Source organism: Arthrobacter sp. (genome assembly GCF_031988865.1).
In the GTDB taxonomy this organism is placed as follows: Bacteria; Actinomycetota; Actinomycetes; order Actinomycetales; family Micrococcaceae; genus Arthrobacter_B.
Map to the genome: position 1 here is coordinate 4928 of NZ_DALZXY010000025.1, position 18091 is coordinate 23018.

The window sequence follows — 18091 nt, forward strand, 5'->3', positions numbered from 1 at the left end:
CTATGAATAGTTAGAATTTCTAACTATGAGTTTCGAAGAGTCCCTCAACCTGTCCCGGCAGCTGCGTCCGATGCTGCCCCGGCTCTACCATCTGAGCCGGCAGCGGATCCCGGGATGGGACCTGACGGCGTCGCAGGCCTCCGCGATGGCCACCCTGATTGACCACGGACCCCTGCGGATGGGTGAACTCGCATCTTTGGAGGGCGTGCAGCTCCCGTCTGCCACCTCCGTGATCAACGGCCTGGTCAAGCTGGACCTGGTCGAGCGGCGCGCCGACCCGGAGGACCGGCGGGCCGTGATGATCGATCTGACGGACAAGGGCCGGACCCAGGTGGGCGAACTCGTCACCAAACGGAACCACTCCTTCGCGCTGCTGCTGGAACAGCTGCCGGCCGAGGACCGCTGGCTGCTTGAAGCTGCCATCCCTGCCATTGACAGGCTGCTGGCACTGGGCCCGGGCACAGCCGAGGGGCGGACTGGAGCCCAGCGTGCTGATGGCGAAACGAACTAACAGGCAAGGAAAGGCACAGACATATGAGTAAAGCCGCAGCCGTGCAGGCGAAACCCGCCCACCCCCGGCTCACGGAGGCCCTCAGGGGGCAGCCGAAGACGGTCTGGGTGACGGCGTTCGCCGCCGTCATCGCGTTTATGGGCATCGGACTGGTGGATCCCATCCTGAACACCATCACCGAAGAGCTGGGCGCTACGCCAACCCAGACCACGCTGCTCTTCGGCTCCTACCTGGGTGTCCAGGTGGTTGCGATGCTGCTGACCGGTGTTATGTCCTACCGGTTCGGACCCAAGCGCACGCTGACCACCGGGCTGGTGCTGATCGTGCTGGCCGCCGGAGCCTGCGCACTGGTAAACAGCATCGAAGCCTTGGTTTGGCTGCGCGCGCTCTGGGGACTGGGCAACGCCTTCTTCATCGCCACCGCCCTGTCCGTCATCGTGGGAGCCGCTGCAGGCGGCCAGGCCGGAGCAATCCTGCTGTACGAGGCAGCGCTCGGCGTCGGGCTGGCCGTTGGCCCGCTCCTGGGCGCCGCACTGGGCACCATCTCCTGGCGCGGGCCGTTCGCCGGCACCGCCGTCCTGATGGCCATCGGCGTGATTCTCTGCGCCACTCTGCTGGCGAAGGACAAAAGCAAGGACGAACGCCAGCGGATCCGGCTCATCGACCCGCTCCTTGCCCTGCGCAACCGCAACCTGTTCCTGACGTCCCTCGGCTCGGGCTTCTACACGGCGGCGTTCTTCGCCATCATCGCCTGGTCACCGTTCGTCCTCGAGGAAGGCGCCTTCTTCGTCGGATTCGTGTTCTTCGGCTGGGGACTGTGCGTGGCGGTGTCCGGCGTCGTGCTGGCACCCAAGGTGGCCCACTGGTTCGGGGAACGCGGGGGAGCCGTGATCGCCGTGCTGCTCTACGCCGTGGTGCTGCTGGCCATGGCCATGGGCAACAAGACCGTCGTCGTCATCGGGATCATCGTTTCCGGTGTCTTCTCCGGCATCCTGAACACCCTCTTCACCGGTACCGCCATGAGCTCGGGAACCGGGCCGCGCGCGGTCAACAGTGCCGGCTACAACTTCCTGCGCTGGTTCGGCGGCGCCGTCTCGGCTGTCCTCGTTGGGCACATCGCCGGGTGGCTCGGCATGCGGTCACCGTTCTGGGTGGGCGCCATCTGCTGTGCGGTGGCCGCCGGGCTGCTGCTCCTGCGCCAGGAAGCCGGAGATCCGGACCCGCACACCGTGCCGGAGGAAGCTGCCGCGATCGGCGCCGACTAACCCCAAAACCTCACCGAGACAGCAAACTGCCCGTTTGGAACTCCAAACGGGCAGTTTTACTATCTCGATAAAGGGAGAAGCTACAGGTTGCCGGTGGCGATCCGCAGCATCCGGCGCAGCGGCTCGGCGGCGCCCCACAGAAGCTGATCGCCGATGGTGAACGCGCTGATGTACTGCGGGCCCATTTCCATCTTGCGGATCCGGCCGACAGGGATGTCCAGGGTGCCGGTCACTGCCACAGGGGTCAGCTGGGCCATGGTGGCTTCCTTCGTGTTCGGAACCACCTTCGCCCACTCGTTGTCTGCATCGATAATCCGCTCGATCTCGCTGACCGAAAGATCCTCGGTGAGCTTCAGCGTGAGGGCCTGGGAGTGCGAGCGCATGGCTCCGATCCGCACACACAGCCCGTCGAACGGAATGCGGGCCGCGTCGGCGGTGTTGCGGCCGAGGATCTTGTTGGTCTCCGCTCCGCCCTTCCACTCTTCCTTGGACTGGCCGTTGCCCAGGTCCGCATCGATCCAAGGGATCACCGAGCCGGCCAGGGGAACGCCAAACTGCGAGGAATCCATGGACGGATCCTTCTGCTGGGCCAGGACCGCGCGGTCGATTTCCAGGATGGCCGACGCCGGATCGGCCAGGTTGGCGGCGACGGCGGAGTTCAGGGAGCCGAACTGGTTCAGCAGCTCGCGCATGTGGCGGGCACCGCCGCCGGAGGCAGCCTGATAGGTCATGGACGTGCCCCACTCGACGAGGCCGTTGCGGAACAGCCCGCCCAGGCCCATCAGCATGCAGGACACGGTGCAGTTGCCGCCCACAAAGTTCTTCACACCGCGGGCCAGGCCGGCATCGATGACGTCGCGGTTAACCGGATCCAGCACGATGATCGCGCTGTCATCCATGCGCAGCGTCGAGGCGGCATCGATCCAGAGGCCGTCCCAGCCAGCGTCGCGCAGCTTGGGGTAGACCTCGGCGGTGTAGTCGCCGCCCTGGGTGGTCACAATAATCGGCAGCTTCGCCAGCGTTTCGACGTCGTAGGCGTCTTCCAGAGGGCCGGCGCCGGCGGCGAAAGCCGGAGCTGCTCCGCCTGCGTTGGACGTCGAGAAGAAGACGGGATTGATCAGGTCGAAATCGCCCTCATCCTGCATGCGCTGCATAAGGACGGAACCGACCATGCCCCGCCAGCCGACGAAGCCCGCGGTGGGAACTGAGGTAGCTGCTGATGTCATGGAATTAGTCTAGGCCAGCTGCTGGCCGGCGTCCTGATCGGTTACGCCGCGGTTCCGGGTCCACAAGGCGATCCGGTACTGCAGTCCGTTGGTGGAGGTGTACCAGTCCTGGGCTGGGCTCACACCGGAAAAGGTCCAGTCCGGGCCGAGCCGGGGAGCGTAGCTGTCGCCCTCCGCTTCGGTGTTGATCACCGTGACGATTGCGACATCGGCCAGGGGTTCCGCGGCGGTGTAGACCTGCGAACCGCCCACAATCCAGATCCGGTCGCTGCCCTCGCTGCCCTCCGCCGTTTCGAGGGCGGTTTCGAGGGACGGAACAACGACGGCGCCGGTCGGCTCGAGTTCCTCGGCAAGGCCCTTGCGCGAAGAGATGACGATGTTGGTCCGGTCCGGCAACGGCCGGAAGGCTTCCGGGAAGGACTCCCAGGTGCGCCGGCCCATGATGACGGGGTGGCCCAGTGTGCTGGCCTTGAAATGCGCCAGATCCTCCGGCAGCCGCCAGGGCATGCCGCCATCCTTGCCGATCACGCCGTCGGCAGTCTGTGCCCAGATCATGCCGACCAGCGGAACCCCGGGGGTTCCGACGCCGCGGGCGGCCAGCGCCTCATTGAGGTCCAGTCCGGCCTCGCCTGCGGTGCCGACGGGGTAGTAGCGGGTGGAATCAGCGGACTTGTTCAAGTCATTCAAGGCGAATGCCCTTTCACACGGCGATAGGTGCTTTGATGCCCGGGTGGTGCTGGTAATCCAGGACCTCGAAGTCATCAAGTTCGTAGTCGAAGATGCTGGCGGGTGTCCTCCTGAGCCGGAGTTTAGGATACGGGAACGGTGCCCGGGACAGCTGTTCCGTGACCTGCTCCAGATGATTGTCATAAATGTGGACGTCGCCGCCGGTCCAGACAAACTCTCCGGGCTCCAGCCCGACCTGCTGCGCGACCATCAGGGTGAGCAGGGCATACGAGGCGATGTTGAAGGGGACGCCCAGGAAGGTGTCGGCGGAGCGCTGATAAAGCTGGCAGGAGAGCTTTCCATCCGCAACATAGAACTGGAACATGGCGTGGCACGGTGGCAGCGCCATGTTCTCCACCTCCGCCGGGTTCCAAGCTGTGACGATGTGCCGGCGCGAATCGGGGTTGTTTTTCAGCCCGTCGATCAGCTTCGCGATCTGGTCAATCTGCCCGCCGTCCGGAGTGGGCCAGGAGCGCCACTGCACGCCGTAGACCGGACCCAGCTCGCCGTCGTCGTCCGCCCATTCATTCCAGATGGTAACGCCGCGTTCCTGCAGCCAGCGCACGTTCGAGTCTCCGCGCAGGAACCAGAGCAGCTCCAGTGCCACGGATTTGAAGTGCACGCGCTTTGTGGTGATCAGGGGAAAGGATTCGCTGAGGTCAAAGCGCAGCTGGCGGCCGAAGACGCTGCGGGTGCCGGTACCTGTGCGGTCGGACTTTTGCGTTCCGTTGGCCAGGATGTCGCGGAGCAGGTCTTCGTACGGCGTGGGAATGATGGTCACCGCTCCAGTGTAGTGGGCGCTGCTGCGCTCTTCCTGGGGGCCGAGTCCAGGGCCTGGCCCAGCAGCCGCAGCAGGGCAGGGTCGCTGACGCCGTGCCGGCGGGCCAGTGTGACCAGGTTCTCGACGGCGGCTGCCAGCTCAGATTGTGTGTTCCCCGCCGGCTGTGCACCGGCGCGCGGCGCTGCGATCACTGTTCCGCGGCGCCGCATGGCGGTGACTGTGCCCTCGGCTTCAAGTTCCTTGTAGGCCCGCGCTACCGTGCCCGGCGCGACGCCGAGGTCCGCTGCCAGCATCCGGATGGTGGGCAGCCGGTCACCGGGGACGAGGATGCCGGAAGCAGCCAGGGCGCTGACCTGGCCGCGGATCTGCTCGTAGGGCGGCACCGGTGACTTCAGGTCGACGGTGATGCGTGCACTCATAGCCGCTGCGCTGGTGGCAGGTCCGCCCGCTCGGCGTACCCCGGTGTGTCCGGAAAATGCGATGGCCCGAACTGTCGCAAGGCAACGACCAGGGCAGCCAGCAGCCAAAGCGACGCGCTGGAACCGAACTGTTGCAGCAGCGGCCCCAGCCAGGTCAGCGGTGGTTCGAGTTCGATGCCGGTCCCGAAAGTGCCGGCCCAGGGGCTATGCAGCCAGAGATTGCCCAGTGCAATGCCGACCGCCGCCAAGTTGACTGCCGCGCTGGTCCGGGCCAGGCGGAAGAGCGCCACCCGGCGCAGCCGAAGGTCCACGGCATGATCGTGTGCGGGGAATGCGGGACGCTCTGTGACGCGGCGGGAGAGGAAATCGGAGAGCACTGGCAGCATCAGGACAAGGACGGCTGCAGCGAGCGCGAAGCGCCAGTCGAAAAACGGGTCCGGGACAGGTGCATCTGCTGGGGGATAGGGTGGCATGGCGCTGTTGAACGCCCGGGCAGCGTTATCGACTGAAGGACCCAGTACCAAGGAGCCCAGCTGGATCAGCAGGACCAGGGCGGCTGCGCCCGTGCTGGTCCACGCCAGCCAGCGCGGCGGACGGATAAATGCCAGGTCATCAGGGTCGAGTGCACCGGCTGTCCCGGCTGCGCCGGAGGAGATGCGTTCCGTGCGCCGGGAAATCGAACCCTCAGTTAGAAAACACAGAAAGAGGAACACCAGCGCTGCACCCGCGACTGCCAGAACGGCGCCGGTCCGGTCCTGCCAGGTCAGGGCGAAGACGGCGGCGCCCGCCGCGGCGGCCGCGATGGGGCCGGCGAGGGTGAGCCGCAGGCTCGTCGCCAGGGACTTGACCGCCAGCGGAGAATCGGGGGCTGCACTTTGTTCCGGAAGCTGATTCTCCGGGATCTCGGGCAGCGGCACCCGGGGAGCCCGTTTGAGCAGGGCCAATATGCCAACAAAGTAGGCAGGCACGGTGATGGTCGCCAGTATGCCTCCAGGCGTGTTGGCATCGCTGGGGTAGGCGGAGAGGAAAATGCCTGCAGACACTGACAGTGCGATGAGGAGGGAAGCGGCCACCCGCATGACACGGTGGGCGGAAGCGCGGCGCAGGGCCGTGTCTGCTTCCGGGGTAGTGCCGGGAACCATGGGACGGACAGAGACGAGCTTGAGGATACCCGCGGTGGTGCCGGCGGTCAGCAGGAGCCAGGGCAGCCAGCCGGTCATGAAGTCCTGGACCCGCGTGCCGGCAGGCGGCAGGGAAGCCACCTTGCCCAGCAGCAGCAGGTCAAAGACCAGGAAGACCATGGCAATGCAGGTCATATACCGGGGGATGAGGGTGCGCAGGCTGCGGTGCTGCAGGACAGCGGTGCGGACCGAGTCGCGCGGCCGGGGCCAGGTCAGTTCGCCAAGGGTAAGCACCGCGAGTGCGAAGACGGTGGGGGCTCCCAGCTGCAGGAGCGCGGCCGGAATGCTGAAGCTGCCGTTCCACCAGAGCTCCCCGCCCGCTTCCGCGAGCGCGGGCTGCAGGAGGGCGGGGAGCCAGAGGGCAGTGGCCAAGGCAACCATCCCGATCCGGCGGGCGTACTTTTGTGCGGCCTCAGTGACGGTCCGGGCATCCGTACCCTGTTTTGGCCGGACGGAGAGGACCATCAGGGTCAGGACAACCGCCCAAAAAAGCAGGGTGCTAAGCGTTGAAAACACAACGGCTGCCATCAGGATCCCCCCGGAATTATCGATCGAATGTACCGAGTATTTGATACATAACTCCGGGGGTCAAGGGTTTAGCGGGAAACCCCTTTAGCGGGAAACCCCTTTAGAGGGCACCACCGGCGGCGTTTGGGGCACCAGCGTCGCCGCCGCCGTCGCCCACGCGCTCGCGGGCCATGAAGTTCTCCAGATCGAACAGGTTCTCTGCCCGGCGGGCCACGGCGAGCAGCGTACTCATCGAGGCGACTTCCTCCACCTGCTCCTTCAGGAACCAGAGCATGAACTGCTCGCCGAGAGCGTCACCTTCGGCACGGGCCTGCGCAAACAGTGCTTCGATCTGGGAGGTCACCTGCTTTTCCTGGGCCAGGGCCAGGGCAATCGGCTCCACGACGTCAGCGAAGTCGTTCTTGACCGGCTCGATTCCGGGAATCTGAACCGGCAGGTCCCGGTCCAGCATGTACTGGACCAGCATCATCGCGTGGTTCCGCTCTTCCACCGACTGCGCGTAGAAGTGGCGGGCCAGCTGCGGAAGATCCTCGCCGTCGAAGTACACGGCCATGGCCACATACTGCTGCGAAGCATTGAATTCGTTACCGATCTGGGCTTCGAGGAGTTCAGTGAATTTGCTCATGAGGCCAACAATATGCTCGCTGACCGGCCGAAAAAAGGACGGATAGGCTTAGCTCGCCAAGGCTAGGCTAAGCAATCCGGCGGGTTTTGCCTGGTCAGCGCCCCGTTAGTCGTCGAACGGGCGGTACCGCTCCAGGGAGACGATCCGCCGCGGGTTCCGCTTGCTGACCTGGCAGATAACAGCCTCGCCGGGAACCAGGTACGGATCCTTGCCCGGAAGCTGCGCGGCCATTCCGTCTGCCATATGCGCTGACAGGACCTCGAAGACAAGGGGGAGCACCGGGCGGTGGGTACAGAGGACCACCGGTTTCGCCTTTTCGAAGAGGTTGTCGACGGCGGTGCGGGCCTTGCCGGGCTTGCGTTTGGCATTGTGTTCCGTCAAGGCATCCACCGTCTTGAACTTCGGTTTGCGCGCATTCACGTAGGGACCCATCGTTTGGACGCAGCGCAGCCAGGGACTCGAGACAACCCGGTCCGGGTTCCAGGCCACCAGCAGGCGGGATACGGCCTTGGCCTGGCGCTGTCCCGTGGCCGCCAGCGGACGGTCGCCTTCAGCGCGGGCCCAAGAGGAACGCGGCTTCGCCTTCGCATGGCGGACGATGATCAGCGGCCACGTCGCGAGGTCGCCTGCCTCGTACGCGGCAACCAGGGCTTCCAGCGGAAGCCGGTCGGTTGGATTGGTCAGCAGGCCGGAGGCTTCCTCGGGAGAGCACCAGCGTGTCCCGTCTACCTCCTTGCCGTCAGGGCGCGGCTTGGCCGACTCGACGTGCGCGGCCCAGTAATGGACAGCCTTAAGACCGGAGGCGACAGGGTAGCGGGTCTCGGGCAGAGGAATGCCCAGCCTGATCTCCAGCCCGATCTCTTCCTGTACTTCCCGAACAGCGCACTCCGGCACGGTTTCTCCGGCGTCCAGCTTGCCCTTGGGGAAGGACCAGTCGTCGTAGCGCGGGCGGTGGATCAGCAGGACCTCCAACTGCTCGGCCTGCAGCCGCCAGCAGATCGCTCCCGCGGCCACAACCTTCGGCTCGCCGGAGAGATCTAACGTGTTGGCGGCATCTCCAAGCAGCAGCGCGGCCGTCTCCTCCGGAGAGTCCCGGCCCTCCGGCGGCAGCTCCGGGCCGCCGGGTGCCGGCGCGGAGTCCTGGGAATCCTGCATCAGCGGCGGACCAGCGCACGCTGGCGGGAGCGGGAGGCAAGGAGCCAGGACTGCACATCCTCGAGGGGCGTGCCGTCTCCGTCCTTGTGGTGCCGCGTCCAGATGCCGTCGGCATCCAGGTGCCAGCTGGCCGTTGCCGGGTCGAGGTAACGGTCCATAAGACTGATCAGGTCGGCGATGTCGTCGGGGGAGCCCAGCTGTACCAGGGCCTCAACGCGGCGGTCGAGGTTGCGGTGCATCATGTCAGCGGAGCCGATGAAGACCACCGGATCCCCGCCGTTGGCGAAGGCGAAGACCCGTGAGTGTTCGAGGAAGCGGCCCAGGATCGAGCGGACGGTGATGTTCTCGCTCAGCCCCGGAACACCCGGACGGACCGAACAGATGCCGCGGACGACGACGTCGACCCGCACCCCCGCCTGCGAGGCGCGGTAGAGCGAATCGATGATGGCCTCATCGACCATGGAGTTGACCTTGATGATGACCCGGCCCTCGAGGCCGGCCTTTTTGTTGGCGATCTCCCGCTCAATCCGGTCGATCAGGCCAGAGCGCACCGAGCGCGGAGCCACCAGCAGGCGCTTGAACGTGGACTTGGGCGCGTAGCCGGAGAGCTGGTTGAACAGCTTGGTCAGGTCCTCGCCGACCTTTTCGTTGGACGTGAGCAGGCCCAGGTCCTCGTAGTAGCGGGCCGTACGCGGATGGTAGTTGCCGGTGCCGATGTGGCAGTAGCGGCGCAGGCCGTCCACTTCCTGGCGGACGACGAGTGAGAGTTTGCAGTGCGTCTTCAGCCCCACGATGCCGTACACCACGTGCACGCCGGCCTGTTCCAGTTTCCGGGCCCAGGAGATGTTGGCCTGTTCATCGAAGCGGGCCTTGATTTCCACCAGCGCCAGGACCTGCTTGCCGGATTCCGCGGCATCGATCAGTGCATCGACGATTGGTGAGTCGCCGGACGTGCGGTACAGGGTCTGCTTGATGGCCTGCACCCGGGGATCCGCGGCTGCCTGTTCCAGGAAGGCCTGGACCGAGGTGGAGAAGGAATCGTAGGGGTGGTGCAGCAGGATATCGCGGCGGCGCATGGCCGCGAAGACGTCTGCGGGCTTGGAGGTTTCCGACTCCTTCAGATGCAGCGAGGTGTGCGGGACCTGCTTGGGATAGTGCAGGTCCGGCCGGTCGATCCGGCTGATCCCGCTCAGGCCGCGCAGGTCCAGCGGAGCAGGCAGGGTATAGACCTCATCCTCTTCAACGCCGAGTTCGCGGACCAGCAGTTCACGGATGCTCGGGTTGATGTCCGGGGTGATTTCCAGCCGGACGGGCGGCCCGAACCGGCGGCGCAGCAGTTCCTTTTCCAGCGCCTGGAGCAGGTTCTCGGCGTCATCCTCTTCCACCTCGAGGTCCTCGTTGCGGGTAACCCGGAAGGTGTAGTGCTCCACCACATCCATGCCGGGGAAAAGCTGGTCCAGGTGCTCGGCAATAACCTCTTCGAGGGGAATGAACCGGGCCGTCCGTCCCGCCACGGTTCCGGCACGGGGGCCGTCAACGGAAATCAGCCGGGGCAGCTGGTCCGGCACCTTGACGCGGGCGAAAAACTCCTTGCCGCTGACGGGGTTGCGGACCACCACGGCCAGGTTCAGCGAGAGGCCGGAAATATAGGGGAAGGGATGCGCCGGATCCACGGCCAGGGGAGTGAGGATCGGGAAGACCTTCGCGGCGAACTGGCGGTGCAGCTGTGCCTTGGACGCGTCGTCGAGTTCCTTCCAGCTGATCAGGTGGATGTTCTCCTCGTCCAGCGCCGGACGGATCTGCCGCGCGAAGACTTCCGCGTGCCGCTGCTGCAGCCGGTAGCCGGCCTCGGTGATCTCTTCCAACTGCTCGATCGGGCTGAGTCCGGCAGCCGAGGGCACGGCCAGTCCGGTGGCGATCCGGCGCTTCAGGCCGGCCACCCGGACCATAAAGAACTCATCGAGGTTGGAGGCGAAGATCGAGAGGAAGCCGACGCGCTCCAACAGATAGAGGTCCGGATCCTCGGCAAGTTCCAGGACCCGGGCGTTGAAGTGCAGCCAGCTGATCTCCCGGTCCAGGAAACGGTCCGGCGTGATGTCCCCGCTCGGCAGCAGCGCCGGCCCGAAATCCGGAATGTCGATGCGGTCCTGCGTGGCCCGCGGTGCGGGCATCGCTTCGGCAGAACCGAAGGACGTCCGCGGGCTGGCTACGGTCTCGGAATCCATAGTGTCTCTCCCTGGCAGTTCTGGCAGGCCGCTCCGGCACCCGGAACCGGTGTGCCGTGCGCGGCCATCATCCTCAACATTACAAGCCGCAGGCGCCTATTCGGCTGCGTACATCACGTCCACGTCCCAGCGGACAAAACCGAGCCTGCGGTACAGCGCGACGGCGGGAACATTGTCTGCGTCGACATAGAGCATTACGGCCCGCAGGCCGGCCTGCCGAAGGTGCTCGATTCCCGCCAGGGTCAGGGCCTTGCCCAGGCCGCTGCCCTGCGCCTCGGGGGTCACGCCCACCACGTACACCTCGCCGATGGCAGGGTGGCTGCCGCTGCGCGGGTGGATTTTGGTCCAGTGGAATCCCAGCAGCGCGCCGTCGGATTCCCGCACGGCCAGCAGGAACCCGACCGGATCGAACCAATCCTCCGCCATACGCGCTTCAAGGTCGGAGCGGGTCATCGCCCCCTGTTCGGGGTGGTGGGCGAACGCTGCGGCGTTGGCCGCCAGCCAGGCGGCTTCGTCGCGGCCGGGCTCGAACGCGCGCAGCACCACGCCCTCCGGGAGCACCGGCTCGGGCAGCTCCTTTTCCAGGGCGTCATGGGAGAGGCGCATCCGCCACAGCTCACGGACCGGGCGGTAGCCGAAGCGGGCGGCCAGCTCGACGGCGGCTTCATGGTTGCCGTGCGACCATGCTTTTACGTCCCGGCCGATATCCTCCCGCACGGCCCGGGCCAGCGCCGTGCCGACGCCCTTGTTCCGGTAACTCGGGTGGACCACCAGCTCCAGCACCCCGGCTCCCGGATCGCCGGGAGGGGTGCTGAGGACGGCGATTCCGACCAGGTCCCGGGCTGTGGACGGATCGGAGTGCTCCTCGGGAGCAAGCGCTGAGTACACCCGCACGAGGTCCGGGTCGGCGTCGGGCGAGCGCAGGTCAACGAGCGTCTGCTCCGAGAGCGGAGGATTCCCGTCAGACTCGGCGGCTGCGGCGGCCAGTTCAAGGATGCCGCGGAGATCCGATTCCTCCGGGGCACCGCCGGTGGTGAGGATAGGCCATCTGGTCAGGGGGTTCTCGCTCATTGAAGAAGACTAGCCGCCCGAGGGCGCCGGAGGGGAGCCGGTTCAGGAGTCGTGGCCTGCGGCGGCCGTCTGATCCTCCGGCGAACGGCTCCGGGTGAAGCGGTAACCGACGTTGCGCACGGTGCCGATCAGGTTTTCGTGGTCCGGGCCCAGCTTTGCCCGCAGGCGCCGCACATGCACGTCAACGGTGCGCGTGCCGCCGTAGTAGTCGTATCCCCAGACCTCGTGCAGCAGCTGGTCGCGGGTGAACACGCGTCCGGGATGCTGGGCCAGGTATTTGAGGAGTTCGAATTCCTTGTAGGTGAGATTGAGGGCTGTGCCGCTGACGCGTGCCGTGTAGCTGGCCTCATCGATCACCACGCCCGAGGCATGGATTTCAGAGCTGGCCGCTCCGGTCGAGGCCTGGGCGCGGGAGACGGCGAGCCGGAGACGGGCTTCGAGTTCCGCGGGCCCGGCACTGTCCAGTACGACGTCGTCAGCGAGCCAGTTCGCTGCGACCGCGGCCATGCCGCCCTCGGTGAGCACCAGGATCAGCGGTGCGGCCAAACCGGTGGCCTTGAGCAGCTGGGTGAGCGAGCGGGCGCCGATCAGGTCCTTGCGCGCATCCACGAGCACAACGTCGCAGGGATCGATATCCAGCAGGGCAGTCGGCTCCGCCGGGACAACGTGGACCTGGTGGTTTAGGAGTTCCAAGGCAGGCAGAATCTGTGCGGAAGCCCCGGAGCTGTTGGTCAGAAGCAGAATGTGCGGCATAGGTCCTCCGAAAGTTGGGCGCACATCGTCGGGCACGTTACCCCATCCGGTCCCCAGCGGCCGAAGAGTGGTGAAAGTATATCCACCGGAGGGCTCGCGGGCCGTAGCTTTTATACGTGCTGCGTAATAAGGCAGTATGTCTAGGGTGAAACTTTGGAGCATCGCTGTGCCGGCGGCAGCTACCCTGATCGGCATCGTGGCGGCCTCCTACATCTCCACCGGAGCCCTGGCGGTCTTTACCGGTGTGGCAGCGGCCCTGGCCGGATTCGGCTGGCCCTTCCTGCTGGGCGTTCCGGCCCGCAAGACCCAGGGCGGTGTGCTGGCGCTCGTTGGTGCCGGTGGTGTTGCCGCCGCCTACCTGGCACCGGCCGCCTCCATGCTCACCTGGATGCCGGCCGTCGTCGCTGTTGGAGTGGGAGCCGTCTTCCTTATCCAGCTGCTGCGCGGCACCGGCCAGGCGCACCGCCTGGAATCGACGATCGGCGTCATTGGCGGTGTCTTGATCGCCGGCATGGCTTCGGGCTGGGTAGCGGCTGACCGCCTGCCCGGGCCGGAGGGTTCCTCTGGGCTCATCACCGCCAGCGGAGCAGCCATCCTCACTGCCATCTTGGTGTCCCTGATTCCGCTCCCTGACCGCATTACCGCACCCTTCGGCGTCGTCGCCGGGGCTGTCGCTGCCGGCGCAAGCGCGGCACTTGTGCCAGGCCTGCCGGTTGTCGCCGGCGCGGTCATCGGCGCTCTCTGCGCCGCGGTAATTCTGGCGGTCCGCCGGCTGGCGCTGACCCGGGATGACGCGCCCGGTCTGCTGGGCATGCTGTCCGCGGGAATCGCCCCGGTCCTCGCGCTGGGTACGGCGGTCTACTTCGCCGGACGCCTGCTCGTCCCCTAGGCCCGCTGCACCCGGCCGGCCCCCGGCGATGTCGCAGGAGACAAAGCGCCCGGCGGGCGGGTTAGGATGTAGGCATGTCGCTTGTAGCTCTTGAAATCTTCTTCATCGTCCTGCTGGGTGTTACCGGCCTGGCCATGGCAGGCTTTGCCGGCCTCGTAGTCGCGCGCCTGTACAAGGGCCAGAAGTAGCCATTACCCCCGCAAAACCCCGTCATCCAAGGGAAGGGACCTAGCCATGCCAATGGAGATCCCCACAGACCTGACGCCCGGGTTGGTTCCGCTGTCCTGGCTCCTGGGAGTCTGGGAAGGCTCCGGCCGCCTCGGCGAAGGTGAAGCCGGATCCGAGCACTTCTCCCAGCGGGTCACCTTCACGCAGAACGGCCTGCCGTACCTGCAGTACAGTGCGGAAAGCTGGCTCACGGACGAGGAAGGTACCGTCCTGCGGCCACTGGCCGTCGAAACCGGGTTCTGGGCCCTGGACCGCCCGCTGAACGACGCCGACGGCGGCCCCGGCCTGATCCCCGCGGACATTGTTCCCGCCCTGCGCAGCGCTGACGAAGTCGAAGCCCTGCGCAATGACTCCGGCGGGTTCGACATCACGGCCACGATCGTGCACCCCGGTGGAATCGCTGAACTTTACTACGGGCAGATCAAGGGCCCGCAGATCCAGCTGTCCACCGACCTGGTGATGCGCGGAGTCAACTCCAAGGAACTCAGCGCCGCGACCCGGATCTACGGACTCGTCAACGGAGACCTGTACTGGCGCTGGGACGTCGCCGCAGAAGGCAAAGCCCTTGAAGCCCACGCTTCAGCCATCCTGAAAAAACAGTCCTAACCAGCCACGCAGCCGCTTCCCGACGGACGGCGCGCCGCAGGCCGGAATACTCTTCCAAGCCAAGGACGTTGCACTAAACATGAGCCCCAAAAGCCCCTTACTTGCCCGCTCCGGAGCCGTTGAAGCCGGCGGCCTGGATTCCGGTATTGCAGCCCACTACGGTGACCCGCTCCGGGAACAGCGGGCGCTGGCCATGGGTGAGGCCGTGACCGACCTCTCCAACCGCGGCGTTGTTACGGTGACCGGCCCCGACCGGCTGAGCTGGCTCAACACCCTGTCTTCACAACAGGTACTGTCCCTGGCTCCCGGGGAGAGCACCGAGCTGCTGCTGCTGAGCATGCAGGGCCGGATTGAGCACGACGCGCGGGTGCTGGATGACGGCGAACGCACCTGGCTGATCGTCGAAGGGAGCTCAGCTCCCAGCCTGGCCGAATGGCTGACCAGCATGAAGTTCATGCTCCGGGTCGAGATTGAGGATGTCAGCGCGGACTGGGCCGTTGCGGGCTCCGTTTCCCCGGTCCCGGCCTGGGACGGTTACCTGGTGTGGACCGACCCGTGGCCCGGCGTAACGCCCGGCGGCTATTCCTATTCCGACGCAGGAGAGGACGCGCATCCGGGCTTCGAGCGGCCATGGCACGAATACCTCATTCCCCGTGCCGGCCTGGAGCAGGCAGTGGAAGAATCCGGGCGGACACTCGCCGGGTCCATGGCTGCCGAGGCCCTGCGCATCGCCGCGTGGCGTCCGCGCCTCGGAGCCGAAACCGATGACAAGGTGATTCCGCACGAGCTGGACCTGATGCGTACCGCCGTCCACCTTTCCAAGGGCTGCTACAAGGGCCAGGAAACGATCGCCCGGGTGCATAACCTCGGACGCCCGCCCCGGCGGCTGGTGTTCCTGCAGCTCGACGGCTCGCAGCACACCCTCCCGGCTGCCGGAAGCCAGGTCCTGTTCGGTGAACGGGCGGTGGGCCGGGTAACCTCGGTGGCCCAGCACTATGAAATGGGTGCGGTGGCTTTGGCCTTGATCAAGCGCTCCGTGGACCCCGCGGCTGAACTGCTGGTGGACGACGACGGTGAACAGTACGCGGCAGCCCAGGAGCTGATTGTCTCCCCGGAGGCCGGGCAAGCTGTCGGCCGCCCCACCGGCCTGCTCCGGACGCCGAGGGCGCGGAGCTAGACCCACGTTCCGGCGTCGGGCCGCACCCGCCCGGCTCCTTGCCTGCCTGCTAACCACCCGCCTGGCCAGACGTACCGCCTACGGCCGGCCCGGAAAGGAATATCCATGACTGAAGCGCCGAATGGTTCGCCCAACGCGGAGTCCGCAGCAGACCAGGAAATGCTGGCACTGGCCGAGCGGCTCTTCGATGCCGCCCGCGCCGGGGATACGGAGCTGCTCCGCACCTATGTGAGCGCGGGCGTTCCGGCCACTTTGACCAACGCTGCGGGAGACTCACTGCTGATGCTCGCGGCCTACCACGGCCACGTTGAGACCACGGCCCTGCTGATTGAGCTGGGGGCGGACGTAAACACCCTGAACGACCGCGGCCAGTCGCCCCTGGCCGGCGCCGTGTTCAAGGGCTACGCCGATGTTCTCCGGGTCCTGATGAAAGCCGGGGCAGATCCCGATGCGGGGAACCCGTCAGCCCGTGCCGCCGCCGCCTACTTCCAGCGCCCTGAACTGCTGGAGCTCCTGGCCTAACTGCGCCGTTAGGCGGGCAGTGCCACCGAGGTCCGGAGCCCGGCGGGGACGAAGCCCGCGCCTGCCGCGGTGCGGGAGGCTCCCATATTGTTGAACGGGGCACGCCACTGCGGGATCAGGCCAGCGGCCATCGCGTCTTCAACCGCCAGTGCGCTGACATAGCTGCCGAGCCCCCGCATCCGGTGGCCGGGTGCCGTCAGGGCCCCCATGTCCGCAAGAATGCCATCCTTGATGCTGTAGCCGGCTCCGGCGAGCGGTTCCGGGGCTTCGGGATCCGCATCGTTAACCAGTACGAATAGTGCTTCCCGCCGTGCGAGCTTGGCCTCCAGCACGTCATCCGGCGGGCAGAGCCGCTCCAGGGCTTCCGCGAACTGGGGGTCTTCAGCGACCGCGAGCTCTCCGGCAGCAGGAAGCTGCGGAAACGAATCGGAGTAGTAGAGGTGCTCCGTGGCCGTTCCCCGGCCGCCGTGGTCCAGCGAGAGCCGCAGCAGGGCGGCATCGCTGCTGAGTTCGGCAGCGCTCTTGTACCGTACCTGTTTGGCCGCCCAGGAAGGGCCTGAGAAGACCTCGCGGCCGAAGAGCCGGACAAAGGAGACTTCGCTGGCTTCATCCTGGACGTCGTAGATCCGCTCATCGTCTTCTGCCGCCGCCAGGGCGTCGTCGTCGAGACCGAGCCTGCGGGACCAGGCCAGCTGGATGATGGCAATCGTGCTCGTGTCTAGCTGCATGAGTTTCAACCTACACGGGGTGTATCAGGGCAGCGCAAGGCATACCCGGTAAAAGTTAGGGGTCCTAACCGAAAAGAATGGCGGCCTCTTCATAGCGGCTGTTCGGAACAGTCTTGAGGTTGCCGAGAGCCTTCTCGAATCCGACCCGGACAATGTCCGTTCCATGCAGCGAGACCATGGTTCCCCATAGCCCCTCCATGACGGAATCCACGGCGGCCATTCCGAGCCGGGTGGCGAGCACGCGGTCAAATCCGGTGGGAACACCTCCGCGCTGGATGTGGCCCAGCACCGTGGCCCGGGTTTCGATGCCGGTCCGTGCCTCAATTTCCGGTGCCAGCAGCTCGCCGATGCCGCCGAGCCGCGGACGTCCGAAGGCATCCAGCCCACGTTCGGAATGCGGTGCTTCCATGTCGGTCGTGACGAAGCCTTCCGCGACGACGACCAGGGGTGCGCGGCCGCGCTCCCGGGCCTCGTTTACCCACTGTGCGATCTGGTCAAGGCTCACCGGCTTTTCCGGAATGAGGATGGCATGGGCTCCGGAAGCCATGCCGGAATGCAAGGCGATCCAGCCGACGTGGCGGCCCATGACTTCGGCAACCATGCAACGGTGGTGCGACTCGCCCGTGGTGCGGAGCCTGTCGATGGCCTCGGTGGCGATCTGCACGGCGGTGTCGAAGCCGAAGGTGAAATCCGTGGCATCGAGGTCGTTGTCGACCGTCTTGGGTACTCCGACGATCTTCAGTCCGGCGTCGGTCAGCCGCTGGGCAGCGGCCAGGGTTCCTTCGCCGCCGATCGCGATGACGGCGTCGATCCCCAGCCGGTCCAAGGTGGCCTTGATTTTCTCCGGGCCGCCGTTGGGGCCTTCGAACGGGTTGGTCCGGGAGGTACCCAGGATGGTGCCGCCCTGCTTGGAAATGCCGCGAACCCTGGTCCTCGGCAGATCGATGATGTCCCCGTCGACCACGCCGCGCCAGCCGTCAAGGAAACCGACGAATTCAACGTTATGGGTCTTAATCCCGTTGAGCACCGCTCCGCGGATCACCGCATTGAGCCCGGGGCAGTCGCCTCCGCTGGTAAGAATGCCGATCTTCATAGCGTGACCCCTGGATCTGGTAGGTGAGCGGCGGGTTCCTACGATTCTATCCACCACCGGGCGCCGGTCCGTCACGTTCGATCTCACTGGGGTGCCGAGGCCGCGGAATATCCCGGTCCGGCCCCGGCCGCAGCAGAGGATCAGCTGCCCGTAATCTTCTCCAGCACGATCTTTCCGTCAGTTGTGGGCAGCAGCAGCCAGGCGACCAGATAGGTTCCGATGCCGATGAACGGCAGCAGGAAGCTCAGGAGTACGGCAATCCGCACCAGGGTGGCGTCCCAGCCGAACTTCTGGGCGATTCCGGCGGCCCAGCGGCCCCGGGCGTTTCGCTTAATGGGGGAGGACCGCAGCACATCGTAGAACTTTTCCATGGACAGTCTGC

At 66.1% G+C, this 18091-nt stretch carries 19 protein-coding genes; 6 read left to right on the top strand and 13 right to left on the bottom strand.

Features of this window, described 5'->3' with window-relative positions:
* Positions 1-25: 25 nt before the first annotated feature.
* Positions 26-511, top strand: coding sequence for a MarR family transcriptional regulator (locus tag RTN46_RS06750; RefSeq protein ID WP_312180043.1), 486 nt, complete (start codon positions 26-28; stop codon positions 509-511).
* Between the two features lie 23 nt (positions 512-534).
* Complete coding sequence (locus tag RTN46_RS06755) at positions 535-1776, top strand: MFS transporter (RefSeq protein WP_312180044.1); 1242 nt, start codon at positions 535-537, stop codon at positions 1774-1776.
* An 80-nt stretch (positions 1777-1856) separates the two neighbouring features.
* On the opposite strand, the gene asd is transcribed toward RTN46_RS06755, so the two are convergent.
* The 10 genes from asd to RTN46_RS06805 form a co-directional block, all read right to left on the bottom strand.
* Positions 1857-3002: an aspartate-semialdehyde dehydrogenase gene (gene asd, locus RTN46_RS06760; protein ID WP_312180045.1), complete on the bottom strand. Its 1146-nt coding sequence runs from the start codon at positions 3000-3002 to the stop codon at positions 1857-1859.
* Between the two features lie 9 nt (positions 3003-3011).
* Positions 3012-3689: a dihydrofolate reductase gene (locus RTN46_RS06765; protein ID WP_312180046.1), complete on the bottom strand. Its 678-nt coding sequence runs from the start codon at positions 3687-3689 to the stop codon at positions 3012-3014.
* 13 nt (positions 3690-3702) lie between these two features.
* Positions 3703-4509 carry a thymidylate synthase gene (locus RTN46_RS06770; protein ID WP_312180047.1) on the bottom strand — a complete coding sequence of 269 codons (807 nt, stop codon included), beginning with the start codon at positions 4507-4509 and terminating at the stop codon, positions 3703-3705.
* Complete coding sequence (locus RTN46_RS06775; RefSeq protein WP_312180049.1) at positions 4506-4928, bottom strand: GntR family transcriptional regulator; 423 nt, start codon at positions 4926-4928, stop codon at positions 4506-4508. The genes RTN46_RS06770 and RTN46_RS06775 overlap by 4 nt, the downstream gene beginning before the upstream one ends.
* Positions 4925-6625 (bottom strand): hypothetical protein, encoded by a 1701-nt coding sequence (locus RTN46_RS06780; protein ID WP_312180051.1) that lies wholly within the window; start codon positions 6623-6625, stop codon positions 4925-4927. The genes RTN46_RS06775 and RTN46_RS06780 overlap by 4 nt, the downstream gene beginning before the upstream one ends.
* 112 nt (positions 6626-6737) lie before the next feature.
* Positions 6738-7262 (bottom strand): ferritin, encoded by a 525-nt coding sequence (locus RTN46_RS06785; RefSeq protein ID WP_312180053.1) that lies wholly within the window; start codon positions 7260-7262, stop codon positions 6738-6740.
* Positions 7263-7367: 105 nt separating this feature from the next.
* Entirely contained in the window at positions 7368-8417 is a 1050-nt protein-coding gene (locus tag RTN46_RS06790) for an NUDIX hydrolase (protein WP_312180055.1), read from the bottom strand.
* Positions 8417-10642, bottom strand: coding sequence for an RNA degradosome polyphosphate kinase (locus RTN46_RS06795; RefSeq protein ID WP_312180056.1), 2226 nt, complete (start codon positions 10640-10642; stop codon positions 8417-8419). The genes RTN46_RS06790 and RTN46_RS06795 overlap by 1 nt, the downstream gene beginning before the upstream one ends.
* Before the next feature lie 96 nt (positions 10643-10738).
* Positions 10739-11713 carry a mycothiol synthase gene (gene mshD / locus RTN46_RS06800; protein WP_312180057.1) on the bottom strand — a complete coding sequence of 325 codons (975 nt, stop codon included), beginning with the start codon at positions 11711-11713 and terminating at the stop codon, positions 10739-10741.
* Between the two features lie 42 nt (positions 11714-11755).
* Complete coding sequence (locus RTN46_RS06805) at positions 11756-12466, bottom strand: response regulator transcription factor (protein ID WP_312180058.1); 711 nt, start codon at positions 12464-12466, stop codon at positions 11756-11758.
* A gap of 136 nt (positions 12467-12602) precedes the next feature.
* On the opposite strand from RTN46_RS06805, the gene RTN46_RS06810 reads away from it, so the two are divergent.
* The 4 genes from RTN46_RS06810 to RTN46_RS06825 all read left to right on the top strand — a co-directional run bounded on the left by RTN46_RS06810 (position 12603) and on the right by RTN46_RS06825 (position 15888).
* Entirely contained in the window at positions 12603-13355 is a 753-nt protein-coding gene (locus RTN46_RS06810; RefSeq protein WP_312180059.1) for a hypothetical protein, read from the top strand.
* A 234-nt stretch (positions 13356-13589) separates the two neighbouring features.
* Positions 13590-14189: an FABP family protein gene (locus RTN46_RS06815; RefSeq protein WP_312180060.1), complete on the top strand. Its 600-nt coding sequence runs from the start codon at positions 13590-13592 to the stop codon at positions 14187-14189.
* Between the two features lie 79 nt (positions 14190-14268).
* Positions 14269-15366: a glycine cleavage T C-terminal barrel domain-containing protein gene (locus RTN46_RS06820; protein ID WP_312180061.1), complete on the top strand. Its 1098-nt coding sequence runs from the start codon at positions 14269-14271 to the stop codon at positions 15364-15366.
* A 105-nt stretch (positions 15367-15471) separates the two neighbouring features.
* Positions 15472-15888, top strand: a complete 417-nt coding sequence (locus RTN46_RS06825; RefSeq protein ID WP_312180062.1) for an ankyrin repeat domain-containing protein — start codon at positions 15472-15474, stop codon at positions 15886-15888.
* Between the two features lie 8 nt (positions 15889-15896).
* Here the strand turns inward: RTN46_RS06825 and RTN46_RS06830 are convergent, their stop codons facing one another.
* The 3 genes from RTN46_RS06830 to RTN46_RS06840 form a co-directional block, all read right to left on the bottom strand.
* Positions 15897-16616, bottom strand: a complete 720-nt coding sequence (locus RTN46_RS06830) for a GNAT family N-acetyltransferase (protein WP_312180064.1) — start codon at positions 16614-16616, stop codon at positions 15897-15899.
* 64 nt (positions 16617-16680) lie between these two features.
* Positions 16681-17709 carry a 6-phosphofructokinase gene (locus RTN46_RS06835; protein WP_312180066.1) on the bottom strand — a complete coding sequence of 343 codons (1029 nt, stop codon included), beginning with the start codon at positions 17707-17709 and terminating at the stop codon, positions 16681-16683.
* 140 nt (positions 17710-17849) lie between these two features.
* A complete protein-coding gene (locus RTN46_RS06840) occupies positions 17850-18080 on the bottom strand; it encodes a PspC domain-containing protein (RefSeq protein WP_312180067.1) in 231 nt (76 codons plus the stop codon).
* Positions 18081-18091 lie beyond the last annotated feature (11 nt).